22 protein-coding genes are annotated in these 24,652 nt (G+C 63.6%); 6 read left to right on the top strand and 16 right to left on the bottom strand.

Annotated elements, in window-relative coordinates; all coding sequences use genetic code 11:
* Window positions 1–23: 23 nt before the first annotated feature.
* Genes JM946_RS10020 through JM946_RS10010 form a run of 3 tightly spaced genes read right to left on the bottom strand, consistent with a single transcriptional unit; the run spans window position 24 to window position 2,118 of the window.
* On the bottom strand, window positions 24–923 hold the full coding sequence (locus JM946_RS10020) for a spermidine synthase (RefSeq protein WP_203167152.1): 900 nt from the start codon (window positions 921–923) through the stop codon (window positions 24–26).
* Window positions 913–1,512 carry a fused MFS/spermidine synthase gene (locus JM946_RS10015; protein ID WP_203167151.1) on the bottom strand — a complete coding sequence of 200 codons (600 nt, stop codon included), beginning with the start codon at window positions 1,510–1,512 and terminating at the stop codon, window positions 913–915. The genes JM946_RS10020 and JM946_RS10015 overlap by 11 nt, the downstream gene beginning before the upstream one ends.
* Window positions 1,513–1,557: 45 nt before the next feature.
* Window positions 1,558–2,118 carry a hypothetical protein gene (locus JM946_RS10010; protein WP_218042736.1) on the bottom strand — a complete coding sequence of 187 codons (561 nt, stop codon included), beginning with the start codon at window positions 2,116–2,118 and terminating at the stop codon, window positions 1,558–1,560.
* A 109-nt stretch (window positions 2,119–2,227) separates the two neighbouring features.
* On the opposite strand from JM946_RS10010, the gene JM946_RS10005 reads away from it, so the two are divergent.
* The 6 genes from JM946_RS10005 to JM946_RS09980 all read left to right on the top strand — a co-directional run bounded on the left by JM946_RS10005 (window position 2,228) and on the right by JM946_RS09980 (window position 7,962).
* Window positions 2,228–2,527, top strand: coding sequence for a hypothetical protein (locus tag JM946_RS10005; protein WP_203167149.1), 300 nt, complete (start codon window positions 2,228–2,230; stop codon window positions 2,525–2,527).
* Between the two features lie 161 nt (window positions 2,528–2,688).
* Window positions 2,689–3,981 (top strand): MFS transporter, encoded by a 1,293-nt coding sequence (locus JM946_RS10000; protein WP_203167148.1) that lies wholly within the window; start codon window positions 2,689–2,691, stop codon window positions 3,979–3,981.
* 1 nt (window position 3,982) lies between these two features.
* A complete protein-coding gene (locus tag JM946_RS09995) occupies window positions 3,983–5,194 on the top strand; it encodes a serine hydrolase domain-containing protein (protein WP_203167147.1) in 1,212 nt (403 codons plus the stop codon).
* Between the two features lie 15 nt (window positions 5,195–5,209).
* A complete protein-coding gene (locus tag JM946_RS09990; protein ID WP_203167146.1) occupies window positions 5,210–6,808 on the top strand; it encodes an amidohydrolase family protein in 1,599 nt (532 codons plus the stop codon).
* A gap of 142 nt (window positions 6,809–6,950) precedes the next feature.
* The gene (locus tag JM946_RS09985) at window positions 6,951–7,328 is read left to right on the top strand and encodes a translation initiation factor Sui1 (protein WP_203167145.1); all 378 of its coding nucleotides are present in this window, start codon (window positions 6,951–6,953) and stop codon (window positions 7,326–7,328) included.
* A 52-nt stretch (window positions 7,329–7,380) separates the two neighbouring features.
* Entirely contained in the window at window positions 7,381–7,962 is a 582-nt protein-coding gene (locus tag JM946_RS09980; protein ID WP_203167144.1) for a YceI family protein, read from the top strand.
* A gap of 54 nt (window positions 7,963–8,016) precedes the next feature.
* Here the strand turns inward: JM946_RS09980 and JM946_RS09975 are convergent, their stop codons facing one another.
* The 13 genes from JM946_RS09975 to uppS all read right to left on the bottom strand — a co-directional run bounded on the left by JM946_RS09975 (window position 8,017) and on the right by uppS (window position 24,644).
* Window positions 8,017–9,177: an MFS transporter gene (locus JM946_RS09975; RefSeq protein WP_203167143.1), complete on the bottom strand. Its 1,161-nt coding sequence runs from the start codon at window positions 9,175–9,177 to the stop codon at window positions 8,017–8,019.
* 89 nt (window positions 9,178–9,266) lie between these two features.
* Window positions 9,267–12,806, bottom strand: coding sequence for a DNA polymerase III subunit alpha (dnaE, locus tag JM946_RS09970; protein ID WP_203167142.1), 3,540 nt, complete (start codon window positions 12,804–12,806; stop codon window positions 9,267–9,269).
* Window positions 12,807–12,811: 5 nt separating this feature from the next.
* The gene (gene rnhB / locus JM946_RS09965; RefSeq protein ID WP_407700514.1) at window positions 12,812–13,597 is read right to left on the bottom strand and encodes a ribonuclease HII; all 786 of its coding nucleotides are present in this window, start codon (window positions 13,595–13,597) and stop codon (window positions 12,812–12,814) included.
* A gap of 7 nt (window positions 13,598–13,604) precedes the next feature.
* Window positions 13,605–14,798, bottom strand: a complete 1,194-nt coding sequence (gene lpxB, locus JM946_RS09960) for a lipid-A-disaccharide synthase (protein ID WP_203167140.1) — start codon at window positions 14,796–14,798, stop codon at window positions 13,605–13,607.
* A gap of 69 nt (window positions 14,799–14,867) precedes the next feature.
* Window positions 14,868–15,656, bottom strand: a complete 789-nt coding sequence (gene lpxA, locus JM946_RS09955) for an acyl-ACP--UDP-N-acetylglucosamine O-acyltransferase (RefSeq protein ID WP_203167139.1) — start codon at window positions 15,654–15,656, stop codon at window positions 14,868–14,870.
* Between the two features lie 17 nt (window positions 15,657–15,673).
* On the bottom strand, window positions 15,674–16,114 hold the full coding sequence (fabZ, locus tag JM946_RS09950; RefSeq protein ID WP_218042816.1) for a 3-hydroxyacyl-ACP dehydratase FabZ: 441 nt from the start codon (window positions 16,112–16,114) through the stop codon (window positions 15,674–15,676).
* A gap of 54 nt (window positions 16,115–16,168) precedes the next feature.
* On the bottom strand, window positions 16,169–17,233 hold the full coding sequence (lpxD, locus tag JM946_RS09945; protein ID WP_203167137.1) for a UDP-3-O-(3-hydroxymyristoyl)glucosamine N-acyltransferase: 1,065 nt from the start codon (window positions 17,231–17,233) through the stop codon (window positions 16,169–16,171).
* Window positions 17,234–17,300: 67 nt separating this feature from the next.
* Window positions 17,301–17,888 carry an OmpH family outer membrane protein gene (locus JM946_RS09940; protein ID WP_203167136.1) on the bottom strand — a complete coding sequence of 196 codons (588 nt, stop codon included), beginning with the start codon at window positions 17,886–17,888 and terminating at the stop codon, window positions 17,301–17,303.
* Between the two features lie 64 nt (window positions 17,889–17,952).
* On the bottom strand, window positions 17,953–20,424 hold the full coding sequence (gene bamA, locus JM946_RS09935; RefSeq protein ID WP_203167135.1) for an outer membrane protein assembly factor BamA: 2,472 nt from the start codon (window positions 20,422–20,424) through the stop codon (window positions 17,953–17,955).
* A gap of 77 nt (window positions 20,425–20,501) precedes the next feature.
* Window positions 20,502–21,899, bottom strand: coding sequence for an RIP metalloprotease RseP (gene rseP / locus JM946_RS09930; protein WP_203167134.1), 1,398 nt, complete (start codon window positions 21,897–21,899; stop codon window positions 20,502–20,504).
* Window positions 21,896–23,101 (bottom strand): 1-deoxy-D-xylulose-5-phosphate reductoisomerase, encoded by a 1,206-nt coding sequence (ispC, locus tag JM946_RS09925; protein WP_203167133.1) that lies wholly within the window; start codon window positions 23,099–23,101, stop codon window positions 21,896–21,898. The genes rseP and ispC overlap by 4 nt, the downstream gene beginning before the upstream one ends.
* Window positions 23,098–23,892 carry a phosphatidate cytidylyltransferase gene (locus JM946_RS09920; RefSeq protein ID WP_203167132.1) on the bottom strand — a complete coding sequence of 265 codons (795 nt, stop codon included), beginning with the start codon at window positions 23,890–23,892 and terminating at the stop codon, window positions 23,098–23,100. The genes ispC and JM946_RS09920 overlap by 4 nt, the downstream gene beginning before the upstream one ends.
* A complete protein-coding gene (uppS, locus tag JM946_RS09915) occupies window positions 23,892–24,644 on the bottom strand; it encodes a polyprenyl diphosphate synthase (RefSeq protein ID WP_322110920.1) in 753 nt (250 codons plus the stop codon). The genes JM946_RS09920 and uppS overlap by 1 nt, the downstream gene beginning before the upstream one ends.
* Between the last annotated feature and the right edge of the window lie 8 nt (window positions 24,645–24,652).

Genomic DNA, 24,652 nt, shown 5'->3' with positions numbered 1-24,652 from the left:
TCGACGCCCCGAGGTGGAGCGCGCTACTTCTGCCCCAGGTTGAGCAGATTGGCGGGCGAATATTGATCGGTCAGGATGCGAGCGTCGCGCTCCCAATCCTGCTTGCGCGAGAACAATGACAGCAGCTTGCGCGTGCTGACGCCGAACGAATCGAACGTCTCCTCGAAGCGTTCGCTGTTGGCCCGCAGCTGCTTTTCGTTCGGCAGTGGCCCATTCGCCGCGATGATGACGCGGTTCTCCCGCTTCAAATTGAAGAACTCGGGGAACACCGAAGCGTAAGTCGTGGACTCGTGATCGTACAGCCGGCTCGATGAGAAGGTGTTGGCGGCGAGCACGCCGCCGGGCGCGAGCAGCGCCTTCACTTCCTGCAGGAACTCCCGCGTCAGCAGATGCTCCGGGATGTATTCGTGATCGAATGCATCCAGCATGATGATGTCATAGCGCTGCTGCTGACGAAGCGCCCGCTTCACCTGCACGCGCCCGTCCGCTTCGATCACATTGACGGCGCTGGTATCGCCAAGATCGAAGAAACGACGCGCCACCTTGACGACCGCCGGATCGATCTCGACCACGTCGATGCGCGCCTGAGGCACGACTTCACGCAACGCGCGCGGAATGGTGCCGCCCCCGAGACCGATGATCAGCACCGACTTGGGCTCCGGCTTGACGAACAGCGACGCCAGCATCATCTGCGGATAATTCATCACGATGCGCTCGGGCTGCTTCACGTCCTGGCAGGTCTGCCGACCGATGCGACAGAACCGTGTGAAGCAGATACAGCGCACCCCACCTGCCTCATAGACCAGCACTTCGCGATACAGCGAGCGCTCCGAGTGCAATAACTTCATATCGTCCGCGCGCGCCCCAGCGATTGCGAAAATGCCAGCGGCGAACCATAGCAACGCCCACCCGCTACTGCGCATTCGCTTCTCCGCGTACCAGAATGGCTGCCAGGCCCAGGCTGCCGGAAATCGCCATCAATGCGATCAGGATGTGATTCACCTCCATGATCAGCACCAGATAGAACGAGGTCAGCAAAGTGCCAGCGGCGCTGCCGAATGTCGACACGAAATACAGCTGCCCGGCATGACGACCGGAGCTGGAGCGATCCGGCACGATGAGTCGCACCGCGTACGGCGAGATCATCCCGGAGAACAGCGTGGGAATGAAAAACAGCGCAGTCGCGCCCACCAGCGAGCCCCAGCGCGGATCGGGAATCGCAGCGGCGATCGAATCCAGCATCGGAACAGCGAACAACAGTAGCGGCAGCACTGTGAGCGCAGCCACGATCAAAATGATGCCGAGCTTGCGCACGCTGGGCCCGTTCATGGACAGGCGACCACCGGCGAGATAACCGATGGACAGCGCCAGCATGAACACCGTGATGATCGCACCCCACACATAGATGCTGCTGCCGAAGGTCGGCGCCAGCAGGCGCCCGCCGAGCAACTCCACCGCCATCACGAAAAATCCCGACCAGCCCGCGATCGAATAAGTTAACGCCAGCCGCATGCACCCGCCGTTCTATGAGTTACGGAGCGAATCGCCGCCATAGGATCATCGCCCCTCGGCTGCCGCGTCGGAGATCGACATCTCACCCGAGGCGGCCACCAGAGCGAATGAATCCTGAACCTTGCCGCGCGCCCCGGGGGCCGCGCCTCGCATCCAGATCGAGCTGGAAAAATCGCGCGCCTGGCCGGGAGGAATGGCGATGGAGATCCAGTGCCGATCCTGCCACAGCACCGCGCAGCCAGTGGGATCCAAGGCGCCCGGGTAGCAATCGCGACGCATGACCAGCAACGTCACGGACTTCAACAGGACGTCCGATTTGTTCTCGATCCGCCCTCGCAGTTCGAACGGCGCGCCGCCGCCCGTCAGCTGCAGATTGTCGACCACCACCTGCTCGGGCGCGATCGCCTGCATGAGGGTCGCTGGGGAGCGTGGACGTCCGCGCTGTTGCAAGGTGGGCTGGGCATCGTCATTCGCACCCCGTAAGCGTTGAACCACAGCCCATGTCAGCATCGCACCGAGCAGCACGCAACCGATGACACCAACGGGACGCAAGCGTGGCACGGCGAGCGCGACCACGATGAAAATTGTAGCGAGTATCCAGTACACCTTGAGAGCATACCTCGTGAGGCCGGCCTGTTGCTCACACCGGCGGCGGAACCTCCGCAGCAGGCGGGCGTTTTACCGGGCAGTGGCGCTGACGAACGGAGGATGGCTCATGGGTACATCGCGTAACGAAGGCGAAGGCAACAAGACCGCCGATCGCAACTATCGTAAAGCGACGCAGGAGTTCGTCGAGTCCGAGCGTGGTCAGCGCGAGATCGAGAACGCCGGCAACGTCTCGCCGGGCGAGGAAAAGGACATTCGCCGCGCCGAGGAGCAGGCCAAACAGCGCGCGAAGGATCACGATCCGGCCGAGATGACACGCGGTGACAGCGGTCCGGGCGCTAGCGAAAGCCGCCCCGGGTCGGGCTCGGAGCAACAAGATTCGTCTCGAGGTTCACGATCCGCACATTGACGGTCCGACGGTGGGTATGACGCCGTCGGCCTGAGCAGGTCGTGAATTTCGAAGCGGTGGCGCGGACGATCCGGCGCCGTGCACCGCTTTCTTTTTGGCGCTTCCTTTTGCGCGGCGTTTTCTTCACCATCCCCGGTCGGGCCCACTAACAACACCACCAAGTGAACGATAGCGCGGGGATCGCGGCTTCCAACAGCAGAGCCACACGCTTCCGAGCCATCTTCGGCGGCTCGGTGGGCAACCTGATCGAGTGGTACGACTGGTATACCTACGCGGCGTTCGCGATCTATTTCGCGCCCAGTTTCTTCCCCAAAAGCAACGATACCGTGCAACTGCTGAACACCGCGGCCATTTTCGCGGTGGGCTTCTTGATGCGCCCGATCGGCGGCTGGGTGCTGGGCCGCTATGCAGATCGTCGTGGCCGCAAAGCTGCGCTCACCTTGTCGGTGACGCTGATGTGCCTGGGCTCGCTGATCATTGCCGTCACCCCGACGTACCAGACCATCGGGGTTGCCGCGCCGATCCTGCTGCTGATTGCACGATTGCTACAGGGCTTCAGCGTCGGCGGTGAGTACGGCACCAGCGCCACGTACATGAGCGAAATCGCGACGCGCGGCAGCCGCGGTTTCTACTCCGGCATCCTGTACGTCACGCTGATCATGGGGCAACTGCTGGCGCTCGGCGTGCTGATGGTGCTGCAGTTCTTCGTGCTCGATGCGCAACAGCTCGAACAATGGGGCTGGCGCATTCCGTTCGTCATCGGCGCCATCGCCGCGCTGGCCGCGCTCTACCTGCGACGCAATCTGGTCGAGACCGATGCATTCAAGAACAAGAGCCAGGCAGCGCGAGCGGGCGAGCTCACCCTGCTGCTGCGTCATCCGCGCGAAGTGCTGATCGTGATCGGGCTCACGATGGGCGGCACACTGTTCTTCTATACGTTCACCACGTACATCCAGAAGTTTCTGGTCAACACCGTCGGGCTCACCAAAGGCGAGTCGACCCTGGTCGCGACCGCGAACCTGTTCATCTTCATGTTGATCCAGCCTTTGGTGGGCGCGATCTCCGATCGGGTCGGCCGGCGGCCCATGCTGATCTTGTTCGGTGTGCTCGCGCTGTTTGGCACGGTGCCGCTGCTGTCGGCCTTGTCACAGGCGCAGGACGCCTGGACCGCGTTCCTTCTGATATTGATCGCACTGTCGATTTCTTCGCTGTACAGTTCGATCAGCGCGGTGGTGAAAGCCGAATTGTTTCCAGTCGAAATCCGCGCGCTGGGCGTGGGCCTGCCCTACGCCATCGCAGTTTCGCTGTTCGGCGGCACGGCCGAGATGATTGCCCTGGCATTCAAGAACGCCGGTCACGAAGAGCTGTTCTACTGGTATGTGACTGGCTGCGTGTTCTGCTCCCTGCTCGTGTATATCTTCATGCGCGAGCCGCAGCGCGAATCAAGGATATAACATGAACCCGGAAGCCGTGGGTCTTGCAAGCCACCGTCTGCAACAGATCGAGCGTCATCTACAGCAACGTTATCTCGAGCCCGGTCGCCTGCCCGGCGCGCTGACCCTGATCGAGCGTCGCGGCGAGCTCGCGCACTTGAGCGTGCAGGGTCACATGGACGTGGAGCGTGCGCGTCCGCTGCAGCAGGACACGATTTTCCGGATTTATTCCATGACCAAGCCCATCACCAGCGTCGCGCTGATGATGCTGGTGGAACAAGGTCAGATCGCGCTCGACGATCCGGTGCATCGTTATATTCCTCAGTGGCGCAACCTGGGCGTGTATGAAGCCGGCTTCGTCGGCACGTTCCGCACGCGAGCGGCGGCTGCGCCCATGCGCGTCGTCGATCTGCTTCGGCACACTTCCGGCCTGACCTATGGCCTGCAACAAAGAACCAACGTCGACGCGGCCTATCGCAAATTCGGCTTCGGCGATCCGGCGGGCAGCGGCACGTTGCAAGGCATGATCGAAGGCCTGGCGAACATCCCGCTGGAGTCCTCGCCCGGCGAGGTCTGGAATTATTCCGTGTCCACCGACGTGCTCGGCTATCTGGTGGGCAAGATTTCCGGGATGCCGTTCGAGCAGTTTCTACGAGAACGTATTTTCGAGCCGCTCGGCATGATCGACACCGATTTCCATGTGCCTGCGGCGAAAGCTGCTCGGTTCGCGGCCTGTTACATGCTCGGGCCGGACGGCCGCATGAACTTGCAGGACGATCCGCAGAACAGTCCTTATCTGAAGCCGCCCTCTTTCGTCTCGGGCGGCGGCGGCCTGGTTTCCACGGCCGCGGACTATTTGCGCTTCTGCCGGATGTTGCTGAATGGGGGCACGCTGGACGGCGCCCGTCTGCTCAGCCCCAAAACCATCGAGCTGATGACCGCCAACCATTTGCCGGGCGGCAAGGAACTGCCCGAGATGTCAGTCTCGCTGTTCAGCGAGGCGAGCTATTCCGGCGTCGGCTTCGGTCTGGGCTTCGCGGTCACCACCAATCCGGCGCGTACTCTGGTGCCCGGCAGCGTCGGCGATTACTCGTGGGGCGGCATGGCGAGCACCTATTTCTGGATCGATCCACGCGAGCAGCTGATCGTCATCTTCATGACGCAGCTCATGCCGTCGACGATCTACAACTTGCGCCGCGAGCTGCGTACGCTGGTGTATTCCGCCTTCACTTGATGAGATGAACGACGCATGCGATCTCCGATGACCTGGATGATGGGCGTGGCCATCGCGTTAGGCTTGAGTCTGCAAACCAGCCTCGCGGCCCAAGGCGAATTTCAGGTGCCGCCGGCGCCGCCACGAAACGATGGCGAAGGCCCCTACCCCCAACTCATTCTTCGCAGCGCCACGATCATCAACGGCACCGGCGCACCGGCGTTCGGCCCGGCGGACATCGTCATCGAAGGCAATCGCATCGTCGAAGTGATGTCGGTCGGCGCACCCGGCGGCGCGAAGGAAGATCCACGCCGGCCGCGGCTCAAAGCCGGCGGTCGAGAGATCGACCTGCGCGGTCACTATGTGCTGCCCGGCCTCATCGACATGCACGGCCACATCGGCGGCCAGGAACAAGGCGTGCCGGCCGAGTATGTCTACAAGCTCTGGATGGGCCATGGCATCACGACCATCCGCGACCCCGGCTGCGGCAACGGTGTCGAGTGGTGCGCCAGTGAGACGCGCCGCAGTGAGCGCAACGAAATCGTCGCGCCACGCATCTTTCCGTTTGCATTTCTGCGGCCGGACAAACCTTTGACGACGCCGGAACAGGGCCGCCAGTGGGTGCGAGACATCAAGGCCAAAGGCGCCGTCGGCATGAAGTGCTTCGGCTATCGCCCGGACGTGCTGGAAGCCATCTTCGGCGAGCTGAAGCAACAAGGCATGCGCAGCGCTTGTCATCATGCGCAGCTCGACGTGCGTCGGGTCAACGTGCTGACCACGGCGCGCTGGGGCCTCACTTCCATGGAACATTGGTACGGATTGCCCGAAGCGTTGTTCGACGATCGCACGGTGCAGGACTACCCGCCTGACTATAACTACAACGACGAGCAGGATCGTTTCGGCCAGGCGGGTCGGTTGTGGCGCCAGGCCGCCAAGCCGGGCTCTGAAAAATACGAGTCGGTGATCAAGGAGCTGCTCGCGCTCGACTTCACCCTCGATCCAACTTTCACCATCTATCTGGCGTCACGCGATCTGATGCGCGCGCGCCGCGCCGACTGGCACGAGGAATACACGTTGCCGCAGCTGTGGGACTTCTACACACCGAATCGTGACAACCACGGCAGCTTCTTCTTCGATTGGGGCAGCGAGGACGAGATCGCCTGGCGAGAAAACTATCGGCTGTGGATGGCGTTCGTGAACGATTACAAGAATCGCGGCGGACGCGTCACCGTCGGGTCCGATTCGGGATTCATTTATCAGCTGTATGGCTTCGGCACGATCCAGGAACTCGAGCTGTTGCGCGAGGCGGGCTTTCATCCCTTGGAGGTTCTGCGTTCTGCCACGCTCAACGGCGCTCAGGCCCTGGGTGCTGAAGATCGCCTCGGCTCCATCGAGCCGGGTAAGCTCGCGGACCTTGCCGTGCTCGATGAGAACCCGGTCGCGAATTTCAAAGTGATGTATGGCACCGGGCATGTGCGCCTCGGCGACGACGGACGCACGCATCGGGTCGGCGGCGTCAAGTACACCATCAAAGATGGGATCGTCTACGATGCCAAACGTTTATTGAACGACGTGCGCGACATGGTGGCCGAGGAAAAGCGCAAGCGCGGAGTTAAGCAGCTCGCGCAACCCTGATTCCCTCCTCCGTGGCATAAGTCTTATGCGCGTGATTGCGGGCCTCTGACGCGTCCACAGATGCCCGCCGCAGTTGCGTCGGCTGACGAAAGTAGCAACACTTTCGCCTCATGAAATCCCAGCTGGAAACCGTGCGCCGTCCATGACGTCTTCTCGCAAGGCGCCGTCCGATGGTGGCGGCATCGTCTACTCCACCGACATCGGCGAGCGCTGTCCCAACTGCCTGCGCGCCGTGCGCGAGTGTGTCTGCAAGAAAGGCACACCCGGAAAGGTGGCGAGCGACGGCGTGGTGCGCGTCAGTCGCGAGACGCAGGGTCGCAAAGGCAAAGGCGTGACTGTGATCACCGGTCTGGGCCTGCCGCCCGACCAACTGGCGGCGCTCGCCACGGAGCTGAAGAAAAAATGCGGCTCGGGCGGCGCGGTCGACAACGGTCGCATCGAGATCCAGGGCGACCATCGCGACAAACTGGTTCAAGAGCTGACCCAGCGCGGCTTCAAAGCCAAGCGCGCGGGCGGCTAGTGCCTCGCTTCCCTTCTTTCGCCCATCGGGCATCCCATCTGGAGACTCTTGCATGAAAGCTTCGTCCCTTCTGCTCGTGGCGGCCGCTGCTCTGACGGCCGGCGCCGTGAGCGCCGCCCCGGTCAAATACAACATCGATCCCAACCACACCTACCCGAGCTTCACCGCCGACCACATGGGCGGCCTGTCCAACTGGCGCGGCAAGATCAACAAAAGCTCCGGCACCGTCACGTTCGACAAGGAAGCCCAGACCGGCACGGTCGATGTGACCATGGAAATGGCGGAGATCGACTTCGGCCACGACAAGATGAACGCGCACGCCAGGTCCAACGAGATCTTCGACGTGGAGAAGTTCCCCACCGCGACCTACACCGGCAAGCTGGTGAACTTCAAGAACGGCGCGCCCACCGAAGTGGACGGCACCCTGACCCTGCACGGCGTGACCAAGCCGGTGAAGCTCAAGATCAACAGCTTCCTGTGCAAGCCGAATCCCATGAACAAGAAGGAAACCTGCGGCGCCGACGCCGTCGGCAAGATCAACCGCGAAGACTTCGGCGTGAGCTACGGCAAGGCTTTCGGCTTCAAGCAGGATGTCGAACTGCAGATCCAGGTCGAGGCCGTGAAGGCGGACTGAGCTCGGCTCATCGGCGCTCGCGCGTAGCACTTCACCCTGCTACGCGCGAGGCACTCAAGACGCTGCCGCCTCTCTCTGCGCGGCGCGTTCGCCTAAGACGGAACACGTCAGTGCGACGAGCACGAAAACGAAACCGACCCAGCTCATGAAACGCGGCGGGACCAGGGTCCAGGCGGTGGCGCCGATGCTGGCGCCGACGGCGATGCCCAGATAAGTGACCGCTGAATTCAGTGCGATGGTCGCCGAGGCCAGCATGGGGGCGACGGCGACGAGTCGCGCTTGTTGCACGGCTGGAAAGCCGGAGCTGCCCAGGCTCCAAAGGAACTGGGCGACATAAATGGCGCTCGCCCACAGCGAGAACAGCGGCCATAGCAGCAACATGACCGCCGAAGAAATATTGCAGCGATACGCCACGACGGTCGCCCCATAGCGCCGGACCATCGTTACGCTGAGCAGATTGCCGAGCAATGAACCCACGCCGGCGACAAACAACAGCAACGCGAGCGCCGGCCCGGCGATGCCCTGCACCGACCCCACGATGGGCGCGATGTAACTCATCATGACCACACTGCCCACGTTGGCGAACATCGTGGCGGCGGTGAGAAAACGCAGCGCCGGCGAGCGCAGCACCTGGAACCAGCGGTGCCAGTTGAGCGGCGGCACCATCACGTTGGACGGCAGCGAACGCCAGATGAAAAACGCGATCACGGCGCTGGAGACGCCGATGAACGCAAACGACATGCGCCACGACGATACAGACGCAATCAATACGGACAAGGGATTGCCCAGCACCGCGCCGACCGACCAGCCGACCATCAGCTTGGCCAGCGTGGGCGCCCGCTCCTTCTCCGGCATGAGCATGCTGAGTGTGGCCGCGACCTGCGGCGTGTAGACGGCGGATGTCACGGCCGCCAGCACGCGAGCCAGCAGCAAATGATCGTAACTTTGACTGAGCGCCGCGAGCAGATTGGCGAGCGCGCAGACGGCCATGGAGCCAGTCAGCAGCTTGCGGCGATCGATGGGAGATCCGAGCGTCGCCAGGGTAGGCGCGCAAACGGCGGCAGCGATGCCGAAAGCAGCGATCAGCAACCCGGCCTGTTCAATCGGCACCTGCAGGGACGCCGAAATATCGCTCAGCAGACCGCCGACACTCAGAAAGCTGGTGGCGACGAAAAAATTGCCGGCGATGAGGACGAAAAGTCGCTGCGGAGGCACGAGGCAGTGATTGGCTGTTGGTAGTTAGTGAAGACACACGCTTTGCTCGCCCATCATCTCCGACCAACCCCCAACCGCCAACAGCTATCTCAGTGGCTTCCGCCTGGCGGGCCGTAGATCAACTTGAACCCGTCGTGCCCGCACAGCTGCGACAGCCGCTCGGTGAGCTCGCGGGTGGGTTTGACCTGCCATTCCTGAGAGAGCACCAATTCGGCGCGCGCCAACGAACCGGTGTAATAAACGGCTACCGCGCAGCGCCCGCCGCGGAATGGACGCAGCGTCTGCTCGAGCTGTTTGAGGAAATTGCGCTGCCCTTGCGTATCGAGCCCCGGCGGCCAGCGGATGGCGAGTCGCTTGCCGTGCTGCTCGCGCGCCTGATCGATGTCGATGACGCGCTTGGCGTTGAGGCGCCAGCCCTCGATGTACTCATCGAACCGCAGCTGACCTTCGACGATCACGATGGCGCTCTTGGCGATCACGGTGCGGTACTGCTGCCACACATCTTCGAACATGGAGGCTTCCATGCGGCCGCTGCGATCGTCGAGCGTGAAGATCACGCGCTGACCTCGCTTGCCCACATCGAACACCATGCCCGCGACGGTCACCGGCTTGCCCTTGAACTGCTGGAAGCCGCCCTCCCCGCCGCTGGGTGCCGGGCGATCGCTGGTCAAGTCGACAATGCGGCCACTGGTGATCGGCTTCACCTCCGCTTCGAACTCTTCGAACGGATGGCCGGTGAGATACAGGCCGAGCGTGTCGCGCTCGCCATCGAGGCGCACTCGCCGACTCCAATCGGGCAGCACTTCGGTGACCACGGCTGGCGCGGCGGTCGGACTCGTGTCCATCAAGCCAAACATATCGTCCTGACCGACTGCACGCGCCCGGATCGTTTGATCGGCAAGCTGCATCGCCGATGGCAACGAATGCATCAGGGTCGCGCGGTTGGCGCCCAGCGAGTCGACCGCGCCGGAGCGAATCAGCGCTTCCAGCACGCGACGATTCATTCGATTCGCATCGCTGCGTCGGCACATGTCCGCAAGGTCGCGATACGGTCCGCCCGTCTTGCGCGACTCACACAGCATCTCCACGACGTTCTGTCCGACGCCCTTGATCGCGCCGAGACCGTAACGAATGGTGCGCTCGTTCGACACAGTGAACATGAACTGCGAGGAATTCACATCCGGCGGCTCGACCTTCAACCGCATGCGCCGCGCTTCGTCAATGAGCGTCACGACCTTATCGGTCTTGTCCATATCGGAGGACAGCACCGCGGCCATGAAGGCCGCCGGATAGTGCGCCTTGAGCCACGCGGTTTGATACGACAGCAGCGCGTATGCCGCCGAGTGCGACTTGTTGAAGCCGTAGCCGGCGAACTTCTCCATCAGGTCGAAGATGTGTTCGGCCTGTTTCTGATCGACGCCGCGCGCGGTCGCGCCCGTGACGAAAATGGTCCGTTGCTTGGCCATTTCCTCGGGCTTTTTCTTGCCCATGGCGCGCCGAAGCAAGTCGGCGCCGCCGAGCGAATAGCCGGCCAGCACCTGCGCGATCTGCATCACCTGCTCTTGATACAGGATGACGCCGTAGGTCGGCGCGAGCACCGGCTGCAGATCGGGATGCAGATAGTCGATCGGGCCGGTCGTGGTGCCGCGCTTGCGCGCGATGAAGTCGTCCACCATGCCCGACTCGAGCGGGCCGGGACGGAACAGCGCCACGAGCGCGACGATGTCTTCGAAGCAGTCGGGCTGCAGGCGCCGGATCAGGTCCTTCATGCCGCGCGATTCCAGCTGGAACACGGCGGTGGTCTCGCAACGCTTCAGCAGATCGAAGGTGGCCGCATCGTCCATCGGCAGCGCGTTCACATCGAGCGGCGGCTGACCTTGCTTGGCGCGCTCGACATTGATGACCTTCACCGCCCAATCGATGATGGTCAGCGTGCGCAAGCCGAGGAAGTCGAACTTCACCAGGCCGGCCTGCTCCACGTCGTCCTTGTCGAACTGCGTGACCACGCTCTGGCCGTTCTCGTCGCAGAACAGTGGCGAGTAGTCGGTGAGCACGGACGGCGAGATCACCACGCCACCGGCGTGCATGCCGGCGTTGCGCACCAGACCCTCGAGCGACATGGCCATGTCCAGAATGGCGCGGGTCTCTTCTTCGGTTTGATAGCGACGCCGCAGCTCTTCTTCCTTGGCGAGCGCGTCTTTCAACGTGATGCCGAGCTCGAATGGAATCAGTTTGGCGATCGAATCGGCAAAGCCGTAGCTCTGACCGAAGACACGCGCCACGTCGCGCACCACCGCCTTCGCTGCCATGGTGCCGTAAGTGATGATCTGCGACACGCGCTCGCGCCCGTAACGATGTGCCACGTACTCGATGACGCGATCGCGTCCGTCCATGCAGAAGTCGACGTCGAAGTCGGGCATGGACACGCGCTCGGGATTCAGGAAGCGCTCGAACAGCAGGTCATAGCGCAGCGGATCGATGTCGGTGATGCCCAGGCAAAAGGCCACCAGCGAGCCGGCGCCGGAGCCACGGCCCGGGCCCACCGGCACACCGTTCTCCTTGGCCCACTTGATGAAGTCGGCGACGATCAGGAAGTAGCCGGGGAAGCCCATCTGAATGATGACGCCCAGCTCGATCTCCAGGCGCTCCTGGTATTCCTCGTCGGGAATGACGCGCCCCTGCACCGGCGTCGACTTGAGCTGCACCAGACGCTCCTGCAGCCCCTTGCGCGATTGCTCGCGCAGGAAGTCGTCGACCGGCATGTCGCCGGGCGTTGGAAACTTCGGCAGCACGCTCTTGCCGAGCTTCAGCTCCAGACTGCAGCGACGCGCGATCTCCACCGTGTTCTCGATGGCCTCCGGCACGTCCTTGAACAGGTCGGCCATTTCCTTGGGCGACTTGAGATATTGCTGCTCGCTGTAACGCCGCCGCCGTTTCGGATCGGCGAGCAAGGCGCCGTCATGAATGCAAACACGCGCTTCGTGCGATTCGAAGTCTTCTTTGCGGAGGAAGCGCACGTCGTTGGTCGCGACCACCGGCACGCCGCGCTCGATCGCAAGATCCAGCGCACCCTGCACGTGGCGCTCGTCGCCTTCGCGGCCGGTGCGCTGCAATTCCAGATAGAAACGATCGCCGAACAGGTCGAGCCAGAAATCCAGCGCGCTGTTCGCCTCGTCGAGCCGGCCGCCGAGAATGGCGCGACCGATGTCGCCTTCGCGCGCGCCCGACAGCGCGATCAGTCCTTTCAGGTCGTCGCGATTGAGCCAGCTGCGATCGACCATCGCGACGCCCTTCTTCTGGCCTTCCAGATAGGAGCGGCTGACCAGCCTGGACAGATTGTTGTAGCCGACGCTGTTCTGACACAGCAGCACCAGCACCGACGGCTCGACGCGATCGCCGGTCTCATGGATGCGCAGATCGACGCCGATGATGGGCTTCACGCCGGCGGACTGCGCCGCCTTGTAGAACTTCACCATCGCGAACAGATTGCTCTGATCGGTGAGCGCCACCGACGGCATTTTCGCGGCCGCCACCGAGTCCATCAGGCCAGGGTTGTCGCCCTCGCTGGTGATGCGCACCACGCTGTCGACCAGCGAGTACTCGGTATGTAAATGCAGATGAACAAACATCGACGCTAGAGACCCGCCATCGATGCTGTCTCGCGTTCGCCGGCGAGCGCCTCGGACTCATCGACGAGCGACGGCTTGCGCTTCTTGCCGGCCGATGCCTTCGGCGCGCCGTTGGCAGGCTCGGGCTTGGGCTCGAGCGGCGGCATATACAGAGCGTGCGTCGGCGATAACCGCGAGCATGCGATGCGCACCGGCTCGAAGCTGCGTCGGTGGATCGGCGTCGGGCCATGCTGGTCCAGCGCTTCGTAGTGCTGAGGCGTGCTGTAGCCCTTGTGAGACGCGAATCCGTAATTGGGATAGATCGCATCCAGCTCGACCATCATCCGGTCGCGCGTCACCTTGGCCAGGATGGAAGCCGCACCGATGCAAGTGCGCAGCGTGTCGCCATCGATGATGGCTTCGTAGCTGCACTTCATGGGCAATCCGATGAACGACGGACACAGGTTGCCGTCGACCTGAACGTGCCCCGGATGGATATGCAGCCCGAGCAGCGCGCGCCGCATCGCCAGATGAGTAGCCTGCAGGATGTTGTGGCAGTCGATCTCCTCCACGTCCGCCCAGGCCACCGACCAGGCTAGCGCCGCGCCGCGGATCTTGATCGCCAGCGACTCGCGCTCCTCGGCCTCGAGCTGCTTGGAATCTTTGATGCCGCGAATACGGCGACGCGGATCGAGGATCACGGCCGCCGCGACCACCGGGCCGGCGAGCGGCCCGCGCCCCGCTTCGTCCACGCCCGCGACCAGGCCGGGCGCCTGCAACGGCAAAGACATTGTCCGCTGAGATGCTGCCATCGCTTTTCTAGCTCGCCACCGACAAACGCCGCTTCACCAGGAGATCCACGATGGCATCCGCGGCGCGCGCGCTGGCGTCGCGTCGGAGGGTCTCGTGGATGGAAGCGAAAGTTTGCACGAGCGACGCGCGATCGGCACGCTCCAATTGCCGCAGCACTGCCGGACCCAACACGTCGGCGCGCACTTCGGCATTGAAGTACTCGGGCACCAGCTCCCGCCCGGCCAGCAGGTTGGGTTGCGCGAAGAATGGCGCCTTGAACAGTTTCAAATGCTTGAGCAGAAAACTTGTCAGCCACCCTAAGCGATAGGCCACCACCATCGGGCGCTTCACCAGCGTCGCTTCGAGGGTCGCCGTGCCAGAGGCGAGCAACACGGCGTCGCTGGCCGCCATCACTGTCTGCGCCTGCCCGTCGACCAGTGTGACCCGGTCGCGCAATTCACGGGTGCCACCGGCCGCTTTGTCGAGCGCGGCTTCGAAAATCCTTCGAGTGGTGTCGCTGGTCAGCGCGGAAATGAAGCGCAGCTCCGGGCGTTGCTCGTGAAGCCACGCGATGGTCGCGGCGAAATCCGGACTCAAGCGCGACACCTCGCCATGTCGACTGCCAGGCAACACGGCGACGTACTGACCCTCGATGGGAATGCCCAGCTTGTCGCGTGCTTCGGCGGCGCTCATCTGCATGGGCACTTGATCGGCGAGCGGGTGCCCGACGAACTCGGCATGCACCGAGTGTGAATCGTAGAACGGCTTTTCGAACGGCAGCAGACACAACACCAGATCGACTGCCCTGCCGATGGTATGCACCCGCCCTTGCCGCCAGGCCCACACCTGAGGGCTGACGTATTGCACGGTGGGAATGCCTGCTTGCTTGAAGTGCGGTGCGATGCGCAGGTTGAACTCTTTCGCATCGACGCCGACGTAGACGGCCGGCCGCTCGGCCAGCACGCGCTCGATGAGGTTGCGACGGATGCGCAGCAGGCGCGGCAGATGAGGAATGATTTCGAACAGCCCCATCACCGAGAGGCTTTCGGCGCGCTCCCACGGTTCGCAGCCAGCCGCAGCCATGCGCGGCCCGGCAATGCCGGCAAAACGGGCTTCAGGAATGCGTTGGCGAAGCGCCGCGATGAGTTGAGCACCGAGGTTGTCGCCGGAGGTTTCTCCAGCGACCAGGACAATCAACGGTGTTTCGTCAGATCGAGCCACTTCGTTTCGAACGCTGCAGACGGAAGGCGCCGCGATGGTGCGACTGTAAACACGCCGGAGGCACCGACTCTACCTGACGATACCGACGCGCTCACGCCGTGGCGTGGAGTCGTTGAGAAAATCGAGCAGCGGCTGCAGTTCGGGCTGCGACTTGGCGCGCAGTTCGATCTGTTCGGTGGCTTCGATGAGCTTCAGCTGCGAGCGATACAGGATGCGATACGCATCGCGAATGTTTCGGATCTGCTCCGCCGAGTAGCCGCGACGCTTCAAGCCTTCGGAGTTCACACTGTGCGGCTCGGCCGGACGACCCACCGCCATCACGAACGGCGGCACGTCGCGAGTCACCGCCGTGTTGTTCGCAATGAACGCATGCGCGCCGACCTGACAGAACTGATGAATGCCGGCGAAGCCGCCCATGTGCACCCAATCGCCGATGATCACGTGACCGCCGAGGGTCGCGTAGTTCGCCAGCACGCAATGCGAGCCGATCACGCAGTCGTGACCGACGTGCGAGCCGGTCATGAACAGGTTGTCGCTGCCGATCTTGGTGACCAGCTGGTCCTTGGTCGTGCCGCGATTGATGGTGGTGTTCTCGCGAAACGTATTGCGGTCACCGACTTCGAGCCGCGTCGGCTCGTTGTTGTATTTCAAGTCCTGAGGCGCGGCGCCGATCGAGGCGAACTGAAAGATCTTGTTCTCGCGACCGATGCTGGTCGGCCCGTCGATGACCACGTGCGGCCCGATCCAGGTGCCGGCGCCGATTGCGACGTTCGCGCCGATGACCGTATAGGCGCCCACCTCCACGTCGGGAGCAAGCTGCGCGCTGGGATCGATCAGAGCTGTCGGGTGTATGGCCATCGTTGGCGCCTTTCGCATCACTTCCTGGTTTCGCCCGGAGCCACCATCATCTCGGCGCTGCACGCTTCCTGCCCGTCGACTTCGGCGATGGTGGAGAACTTCCAGATGCCGCGGATCGAACGTTCCAGGGTGGCTTTGAGAATCAGCTGATCGCCGGGCTCGACCGGGCGACGAAAGCGCGCCTTGTCGATGCCGACGAAGTACAGCTGACGGTGCTCGTCCGGGTACACGCCGGCGGTCACGAACGCCAGGATGCCGGCGGTCTGCGCCAGCGCTTCCAGGATGATCACGCCCGGGAACACCGGCCGGTGCGGAAAGTGGCCTGGGAAAAACGGCTCGTTGATGGTGACGTTCTTGAGCGCGCGAATCTGCTTGCCCGAGGTGCATTCGAGTACGCGGTCCACGAGCAGGAAGGGATAGCGATGCGGCAAACGTCGCATCACTTCGTGAATGTCCATCGTCAGCACATCGCCCGTCGGTTGGTCGCTGCTCTCGGTCATCTGCAAGCCTTGTTATTCCCCGTTTGTTGGATCGGACGCTGCGTCGTCGCTTTCAGGACCGGCGCCCCGCTCCCGGCGGACCTCGCGAACGAACTCGTCCAGGCGCTGGAAGCGGGCGGCATTCTTGCGGAAACGCGGCGTTTCGTCGACCGGTATGCCGCTCGAATAGTAGCCGGGCTGGCGGATGCTGCTGTTCACGAAGGATTTGCCGGTGACCACCACGTCGTCGCAGATGGTCAGGTGCCCGGCCACGCCCACCATGCCGCCGATCATGCAACGCTGGCCGATGACGGCGCTGCCGGAAATGCCGGCGCAGCCGGCGATGGCGGTGTGTGCGCCGATGCGCACGTTGTGACCGATCTGAATTTGATTGTCCAGTTTCACCCCGTCGCCGATCACGGTGTCGTCGATGGCGCCGCGGTCGATAGTGGTGCTCGCGCCAATCTCGACGTCGTTGCCGATACGCACCGTGCCGACCTGCGGCACCTTGAGCCACTCGCCCTGGTCGGGCGCGAGCCCGAAGCCATCGGCGCCGATCACGACGCTGGGATGCATGAGGCAGCGGCTGCCGACGACCACGCCCTGACACAAAGTCACATTGGCGGTGAGTCGCGTGTCCTCGCCGATCCTCACATCGTCCATCACGACGCAACCTGGGCCGATCACAGTACGTGCGCCCACGCTCACGCGCGCGCCGATGACGGCATGCGGACCGATAGAAGCGCTGGGATCGATGTTCGCTGTTGAATCGACGACGGCTGTCGAGTGCCGTCCCGGAGGCGCCGCCGGCGCTGGATATAACAATGCCGCGATACGCGCGTACGTCGCATAAGGATTTTTGGCCAGCAGCGCATTCACCGGGCAGGCATCGGCCAGCTTCGGATCGAGCACCACCGCGCCCGCCTTGGTCTGCTGCAGATAGCGTCGATAGCGGGGATTGGCCAGAAACGTGACAGACGCGGCGTCCGCGCTTTCCAGCGCGGCCACGCGCGTCACGCGCACATCGGGATCGCCTTTGAGAACACAGCCAAAGCGGACGGCGAGCTCGCCCAGGCTGAGGCCGGGCTGCGCGGACATCGCCGTCGCCCGGCTCAGAGGCGCAACCCGGAATGCAGACGTCCGGGTCGTGCGTGAGTAGTCATGATCACTGCTTCGCCGGCGGGCTGGCGGGCTTGGCGGGTGGAGAGGCCGGCTTCACGCCGCCACCGGTCTTGGCGCGCGCCTGCAGAGCGCTCAGCACCTGCGGAGTGATGTCGAGCGATTCGTTGACGAACAGCACGCCGTCGCCGACCACCAGGTCGTAACCCGACTGGCGCGCGTAGGCCTGCACTTCCTGCAGCAGCTGCCGCTGCAGCTTGCCGAGCTCTTCGTTACGACGCACGTTCAGGTCTTCGACGTATTCGTTCTGCTTGCGAGCCAGATCGCGCTGGCCGTCGCGGAAATCCTTCTCGGCATTGCGGCGCTCGTTCTCGGCCATCACCGCGCCGTCACGCTGCAGCTTCTCTTCCTTGGCTTTCAGATCTTTCTGCTGAGCCGCCATTTCGCGCTGACGCGGAGCGAACTCGTCCTGCAGCGCCTGCATGGCCGCCTTGGCCTGCGGCGCCTCCTCGAGCAGCCGGGGCACGTTGACGACGGCGATCTTCACTTGAGCCTGGGCGCCAGCCACGGGCGCAAACAGCGCCAGGGAAAGCGCCAGCGGAGCGAGCAGAACGGGGATGCTCAAACGTGCCATGTATCCAACCTCGAAATATGTCCCATTATCGTTAGGATCGAATCGTCGCACCCGGCAATGGCGCTCAAAACGCCTGTCCGATCGAGAACTGGAAGCCCTCGGTCTCGTCGCCGTAGCGCCCGGCAGTATCGCCGCTCATCTTCTTGAGAGGCACTGCGTAGCTGAACCGGAACACACCCAGCGGCGCCAGCCATTGCACGGCCACGCCGGCGGAGTGTCGGAGTTCATCATAACTGAAGTGGTACTCCACCGGCTGCCGAATGCCGGTCTCCGGGTCGGGCGGTCCGAAGAACTGGACGTCCTGATTCGAGAACACGTTGCCGATGTCGTAGAACAGGCTGAAACGCGCGCTGTTGCGCCATTTCTCCGGCATCGGCAGCAGCAGCTCGGTCTGCGCGATGGTCTTGATGTTGCCGCCGTACGGGCGACCGAAGTTGTCCTGCGGACCCAGGCGGCTTTCGCGGAAGCCGCGCACCGAGTCCGGACCGCCGCCGAAATATTGACGGTACGGCGGCAGCGCGGTGGTGTCGCCCAGAGCTTCACCATAAGCCAGCTCCACGTTGAACATCAGCGTGAAGCTGCGCCAGATCGGAACGAACTGCAGGAAATCGTACGACGCGGTCCAGTATTCCACGTCGCTGCCCGGCACCGTGTAGCCGATGTTGAAACGATGCCGCGCGCCGCGGTCGGCGAAGATCGCGCGATTGCGCGAGTCGTAACGCCAGCCCAGATTCAACTCCAGCGTGTCGAACTCGCTGCTGTACAGGAAGTACTCGCCCAGGCTGGGTTCGCAAACGCCGTTGTTGTTGAAGTAGTCCACGCAGCGCGTGCGAGCGTTGCCGTTGGAGCGCACCCACTCGGTGGCCTGCTCGGCGCTGCCCCCTTCGCTGGTGACCAATTCGGCGCGCTGCGCGGTCAGGCCCACGCCGAGATACTGATATTCCGTGATCGGCCAGTCGTAGTTGATGCCGAGCGTGATGGTCTCGGTGTCGAAGTCGGAGGTGGCCGAGGTGAACTGAGTCACGTCGCGATAACCCAGCGAGAAGGTTCGCTGCACTTCGTCGATGGTGGTGTAACGATCGGTGTGCGAGAACGTGAAAGCCTTGGCGTAGCGGCCGGAGTTGATTTCCATGGCCACGCGATTGCCGGTGCCCATGAAGTTCGAGTGCACGAAGTTGCCGTTCAAGATGATCGACTGCGATTCGGAATAACCGACGCCGCCGCCGAACTGGCCCGGCAGACCCTCCTCGATCTCGAAGTCCACGTCCACCAGATCGGCCGCGCCCGGCACCTGGTTGGTTTCCACTTCGACCTTCTGAATGAACGGCAGACGCTGGATACGCTGCTTGGAGCGCTCCACCGCCGCGTTCGACAGATACGAGCCTTCGAACTGGCGCATCTCGCGCCGGAACACTTCGTCGTTGACGCCCGAGGTGCCGTTGAAATTCACGCGGCGCACGTACACGCGATTCTTCGGATCGACCACGAAGGTCAGCGAGATTTCCTTGGTGTCCTTGTTCGGCGTCGGCACCGGATCGACGGTGGCGAACGCATAGCCGTCCACGCCCAGGCGCAGCTTCATCGCTTCCTGGCTCGCGGTGATCGAGCGCAGCGAGTAGGTGTCGCCGGGCTTGAAGAAAATCAGCCGGCGCAGCTCCGACTCGGGCACGACCATGTTGCCGGCCATCTTGATCTCGGAGATTTTGAAAACATCGCCTTCTTCGACGTTGACGGTGACGAAGATGTCGTCCTTCTCGGGCGCGATGGCCACCTGCGTGGAAGTCACGGCGAAGTTGGCGTAGCCGCGATCCATGTAGTACGAGCGCAGCTTTTCCAGGTCGCCCGACAGCGATTCGCGCGAGTAACGATCGTCCTGTTTGTACCAGGACAGCCAGTTCGGCGTGTTCAGTTCGAACTCTTCGCGCAGCTCCTCGTCGCTGAAAGCAGTGTTGCCGGCGACGTTGATCTGGCGGATGCGCGCACGCTTGCCTTCGTTCACGTCGATGGTCAGCTTGACCTTGTTGCCCGGCACTTCCTCGACCTTGGTGTCGACGCGCACCGCGTACTTGCCGCGAGAGAAATATTGGTCGGTGAGGTATTGCTTGACCTCGTCCAGCACCGACTGATCGAAGGTCTTGCCGGTGGCAAGACCCACGTTGCGCAGGGACTTCTGCAGATCTTCGGTCTTGATGTCCTTGTTGCCCTTGATCTCGAAGCTCTCGATCGAGGGTCGCTCCAGCACCGCGACGATCAGCGTGCCGCCCTCGCGGCGGATCTCCACGTCGCGGAAGAAGCCGGTGCTGTACATGGCGCGCAGCGCTTCCTGAACGCGCCGCTGATCGATCCGATCGCCGATGTTGACCGGCAGGTAGTTGTAGACCGTGCCTTCGGAAATGCGCTGCAGGCCTTCGATACGAATATCGCCGACCGTGAAGCTGGACTCCGTCGCGCCTTGCGCCACGGCCACGCCCTGCCAAACGCCTGGCAATGCGCCCGCCGCTGCGACCGCGAGCGTCGCGTGGATGATGGACTTCAACCGCATCAGGTCCTATGCCCCTATGTTCTCGTTGGAATGCGACGCTGCGTCTCGACCCTGTCTTTCCGGCGCCCGGGTCATTGCAGATGTCGCGCGATGTCGTTGTAGAAGGCCAGCGACATCATCAGGATCAACATCGCGATGCCAATGGTCTGCCCCAGCGCCTGTGCTCGTTCTGAGACCGGCCGCCCCTTCACCAGTTCCGCCAGCTGATAAACGATCTGTCCGCCGTCCAGGATGGGAATGGGCAGCAGGTTGAGCACACCCAGGCTGATGCTGATCAGCGCCAGCGTGCTCAGGAAGATGCGCCAGCCCTGGCGAGCCGCGAAACCGGTGGTCTCGGCGATGCTGATCGGTCCGGAAATCGCCTTCAGCGACACATTGCCGGTGACGATGCGGCCCACGATGCGCAAGGTGAACACTGAAGTATCCCACGTCTTGGTGGCCGCCTGGCCGACCGCGGCCAGCGCGCCGTATTTCTGCAAGGTGAACAGATCCTGCGCCGTGCGGCCGGTTTCGATGGGCTCGTTCACCGGCACCACGCCGATCATGCCGCTGCGGCGACCGCCAGCGGTGCTCTCGCCGATGGTGATCGGCAAGCTCAGCAGCTCGCCGTCGCGGCGGACTTCCAGCACCACGCTTTCGCCGGGCCTGGGTTTGACCTGCGCCACCAGATCGCTGAAATCGGCGATTTTCCGGTCGCCGACCTTGACGATCTCGTCGCCCGCTTTGACGCCGGCGCGCAGCGCCGCGCTGTCGTCCATCACCTTGGCCACCTTGGCGGGGACTTTGGGCTGCCAGATATCGAAGCCCAGGCCGGGGAACAGCGCTTCCGGCTGCGTCAGCTCGCGGCTGCGGTCGCCAGCGTGCAGCGCCAGATCGCGCTCGCCGCCATCCACGCCTCGGACGCGCATCTCGATCGTCCCATCCGCGGTCAGATCTTCGAGAATGCCGAGCGTGGCCGCTTCCAGCGTATCGGTGGGCTTGCCAGCGACCGCGATGATTTGATCTTCGTAACGCAGGCCGGCGCGCGAGGCGATCGAGTCCGGCGTCACTTCGCCGATGATCGGTCGCAGCGCAGGGACGCCTGCAGTGAACAGGATCCAGTACAGAAACACCGCGAAAATCAGGTTGAACAGCGGCCCGGCGAGCAGCACGGCGATGCGTTTCCACACGGGCTGACGGTTGAAGGCGCGTGGCACATCCGCGGCTGGCACGTCGCCTTCGCGCTCGTCGAGCAACTTCACATAGCCGCCCAGCGGAATGGCGGCGATGGCGTACTCGACCTTGTCCTTGCCGCCGACGTGTTGCCACAGCGGCTTGCCGAAGCCGATGGAAAAACGCAGCACCTTGATGCCGAGCCGGCGCGCGACCCAGTAGTGCCCGAACTCATGCACCGCCACCAGCACGCCGATGGCGACGATGAACGCGAGCGCGGAGATCAACCATTCCAGGGGACTGCTCGGAGAAATCATGCACACACTCCCGCGGCTGCCCGAAGCGCCGCATGCGCCTCGTGGCGCGCCCAGTCATCGGCGCTCAATACGTCATCGAGCGAGCTGGCCGGCAAGCTCGAGTGACGCGACAGGACGCGCTCGATCACTTCCGGGATCTCTAGGAAAGACAACCGTCGCTGTAAAAATGCTTCAACAGCGACTTCATTCGCCGCGTTCAGCACCGCTGGCATGGTCCCGCCGGCCTCGGCGGCGGCCCGCGCCAGGCCCAGGCACGGGAAGCGGGCCGCATCGGGCGCTTCGAAGTCCAGTCGGGCGGTCCGCACGATATCGAGCGATTCTACACCGGAGCCGATGCGCTCCGGCCAGCCGAGGGCGTGCGCAATCGGCGTGCGCATGTCCGGGTTGCCCAGTTGCGCCAGCATCGAGCCGTCGATGTACTCCACCAGCGAGTGCACGATGCTCTGCGGATGGACCACCACCTCGACCTGCGCCGGCGGCAAGGCGAACAACAGGCAGGCTTCGATCTGCTCCAGTCCCTTGTTCATCAGCGTGGCCGAATCGACCGAGATTTTTCGCCCCATCACCCAACGCGGATGCGCGCAGGCTTGTTCAGGCGTGACGGCCCGCAGGGCGCTGGCCGGCGCGCGCAGGAAAGGACCGCCCGAGGCGGTCAACAACACCCGGCGCACATCGGCGCGGGTCACGCCGGCTTGGGTTGCGCCCGGGCCACTCATGCATTGGAACACCGCGTTGTGCTCGCTATCGACCGGCAACAGCGTCGCCCCGCCCTCGCGCACCGCTTGCATGAACAACGGGCCCGACATCACCAGCGCTTCCTTATTGGCGAGCATGATGCGCTTGCCGGCACGCGCGGCGGCGAGGCTCGAGCGTAGCCCTGCAGCGCCGACGATGGCGGCCATGACAGCATCGACCTGTTCGTGAGCCGCGACTTCGCTCAGCGCCGCTTCGCCCGCCAGGACACGCGTTTTGCAGCCGGCTGCAAGCAGGTCGGTCGCGAGCCTGGCGGCCGCGGCCGCATCCACCACCACTGCAAATTGCGGACAGTGGGCAAGACATTGCTCACGCAACTTGGCCACATTGTTGTTGGCCGTGAGCGCGAACACCTCGAACCGATCGGGGTGGCGGGCCAGCACGTCCAGCGTGCTCAGACCGATGCTGCCGGTCGAGCCCAGCACGGCCACCTGCATCTTGCGGCTCATCGCAACAACCCCAGCCGCTCCAGGCCGATCAGAAACACCGGTGCGGCGGCGGTCACGCTATCGACGCGATCCAGCACGCCGCCGTGCCCGGGCAGCAGGCTGCCGCTGTCCTTCAACCCGGCGTGACGTTTGAACAGGCTCTCGGTGAGATCGCCGACCACCGAAGCGATCGCGACCACCACGCACAACGCCATGAACGGCACGGTGTCCATTTTGAACCACCATACGCCGACCGCGGCCATCAACGCCGAAGCCAGCATGCCCCCGCCCACGCCTTCCCAGGTCTTGCCGGGGCTGACCCGCGGCGCGAGCTTGTGCTTGCCGAACGCGCGACCGGCGAAATAGGCGCCAATGTCGGCCGCCACCACCAGCAGCAATAGAAACAACAGCAATTGCGGAGCCTGGGCGTGCAGCCGAACCAGTGCGAGCCACACCGGCACCAGCACAAACAGCCCCGCGATGGCGGCGGTGGCGCGATTCACATTGCCCGGCGCGAAGGCGATCCAAAGCAGCGCCAGCACCCACCACACCAGCGACGCATACAGCAGCAGATTGGACTCGACGCTGTTCACGCCGACGTACCAGGCCGCGATCACACAGCCAGCGATGAACGCCACGTAGCCCAGCCGGGCCGACTGCCGGGTGAAGCCCGGGAATGCGGACCATTCCCACGCGCCCGCAGCCACCAGCAGCGCCAACACGGCGGCGGTGACGGGATGCGGGATCCAGAGGATGACCAGAAAAACGAGGGGAGCCAGCACCAGCGCCGTAATCACCCGCTGGCGTAGCATCAGCGCGCCCCCGCCTGGCCCGGCGTCAGACCGAAACGCCGCTGACGGCGCGAGAAATGCCCGATGGCGGCTTCCAGCTCACGCTCGCCGAAATCCGGCCACAGCGTGTCGCAGAAGTACAGCTCGGTGTAGGCGAGATTCCACAGCAGGAAGTTGCTGATGCGCTGTTCGCCGCCGGTGCGGATCAGCAGATCGGGATCGGCGAGACCTTCCGGAACATGTCTCGCCAGCGACAGCTCTGCGTCGAGCGCGCCTTCATCGATCGCATCGATCTGCATCTGCCCAGCGACACAGCGGCGCGCCAGCTCGCGAGCCGCGGCCGCGACGTCCCAACGGCCGCCGTAAGCGACCGCGATCACCAGCGTCATGCCGGTGTTGTTCGCGGTCAGGGTCATGGCCGCCTCCATGCGCTCGCGCAGCGGCGTCGACAATTGCGGCAGATTGCCAATGAAGCGCACCCGGAAGCCATTGCGATGCAGGCCCTCGATCTCGTCGTCGAGCGCTTCCAGGAAACGGTTCATCAGCATCGAGACTTCTTCGCGCGGCCGCTGCCAGTTCTCGCTGGAGAACGCGAACAGCGTCAGCACTTCGATGCCACGGCGGGCGCAGATCTCGACGACCTGCTTCACCGTGCGCACGCCCATGCCATGGCCGGCCGAGCGCGGCAATGCGCGGCCCGCGGCCCAACGGCCGTTGCCATCCATGATCACCGCGATGTGCCGCGGGATACCGCCGGAGCTTGCGTTCTTCACGAGCGACT

The sequence above is a fragment of the Steroidobacter gossypii genome (assembly GCF_016801985.1).
Taxonomy (GTDB): domain Bacteria; phylum Pseudomonadota; class Gammaproteobacteria; order Steroidobacterales; family Steroidobacteraceae; genus Steroidobacter; species Steroidobacter gossypii.
The sequence above is the reverse complement of the archived record's forward strand: the minus strand, read 5'-3'. Positions and strand labels throughout refer to the sequence as shown.

Excerpts from the sequence above, each read along its gene's own strand:
- JM946_RS10020 (WP_203167152.1), bottom strand. The coding sequence starts at position 923 with ATGCGCAGTAGCGGGTGGGCGTTGCTATGGTTCGCCGCTGGCATTTTC.
- ispC (WP_203167133.1), bottom strand. The coding sequence starts at position 23,101 with ATGAGCCGCAAGATGCAGGTGGCCGTGCTGGGCTCGACCGGCAGCATC.
- fabZ (WP_218042816.1), bottom strand. The coding sequence starts at position 16,114 with ATGGACATTCACGAAGTGATGCGACGTTTGCCGCATCGCTATCCCTTC.
- JM946_RS09980 (WP_203167144.1), top strand. The coding sequence starts at position 7,381 with ATGAAAGCTTCGTCCCTTCTGCTCGTGGCGGCCGCTGCTCTGACGGCC.
- rnhB (WP_407700514.1), bottom strand. The coding sequence starts at position 13,597 with ATGGCAGCATCTCAGCGGACAATGTCTTTGCCGTTGCAGGCGCCCGGC.
- JM946_RS09920 (WP_203167132.1), bottom strand. The coding sequence starts at position 23,892 with ATGCTACGCCAGCGGGTGATTACGGCGCTGGTGCTGGCTCCCCTCGTT.
- JM946_RS09985 (WP_203167145.1), top strand. The coding sequence starts at position 6,951 with ATGACGTCTTCTCGCAAGGCGCCGTCCGATGGTGGCGGCATCGTCTAC.
- lpxD (WP_203167137.1), bottom strand. The coding sequence starts at position 17,233 with ATGTCCGCGCAGCCCGGCCTCAGCCTGGGCGAGCTCGCCGTCCGCTTT.
- JM946_RS09940 (WP_203167136.1), bottom strand. The coding sequence starts at position 17,888 with ATGGCACGTTTGAGCATCCCCGTTCTGCTCGCTCCGCTGGCGCTTTCC.
- dnaE (WP_203167142.1), bottom strand. The coding sequence starts at position 12,806 with ATGTTTGTTCATCTGCATTTACATACCGAGTACTCGCTGGTCGACAGC.
- lpxA (WP_203167139.1), bottom strand. The coding sequence starts at position 15,656 with ATGGCCATACACCCGACAGCTCTGATCGATCCCAGCGCGCAGCTTGCT.
- JM946_RS10005 (WP_203167149.1), top strand. The coding sequence starts at position 2,228 with ATGGGTACATCGCGTAACGAAGGCGAAGGCAACAAGACCGCCGATCGC.
- JM946_RS09990 (WP_203167146.1), top strand. The coding sequence starts at position 5,210 with ATGCGATCTCCGATGACCTGGATGATGGGCGTGGCCATCGCGTTAGGC.
- JM946_RS09995 (WP_203167147.1), top strand. The coding sequence starts at position 3,983 with ATGAACCCGGAAGCCGTGGGTCTTGCAAGCCACCGTCTGCAACAGATC.
- JM946_RS10015 (WP_203167151.1), bottom strand. The coding sequence starts at position 1,512 with ATGCGGCTGGCGTTAACTTATTCGATCGCGGGCTGGTCGGGATTTTTC.
- rseP (WP_203167134.1), bottom strand. The coding sequence starts at position 21,899 with ATGATTTCTCCGAGCAGTCCCCTGGAATGGTTGATCTCCGCGCTCGCG.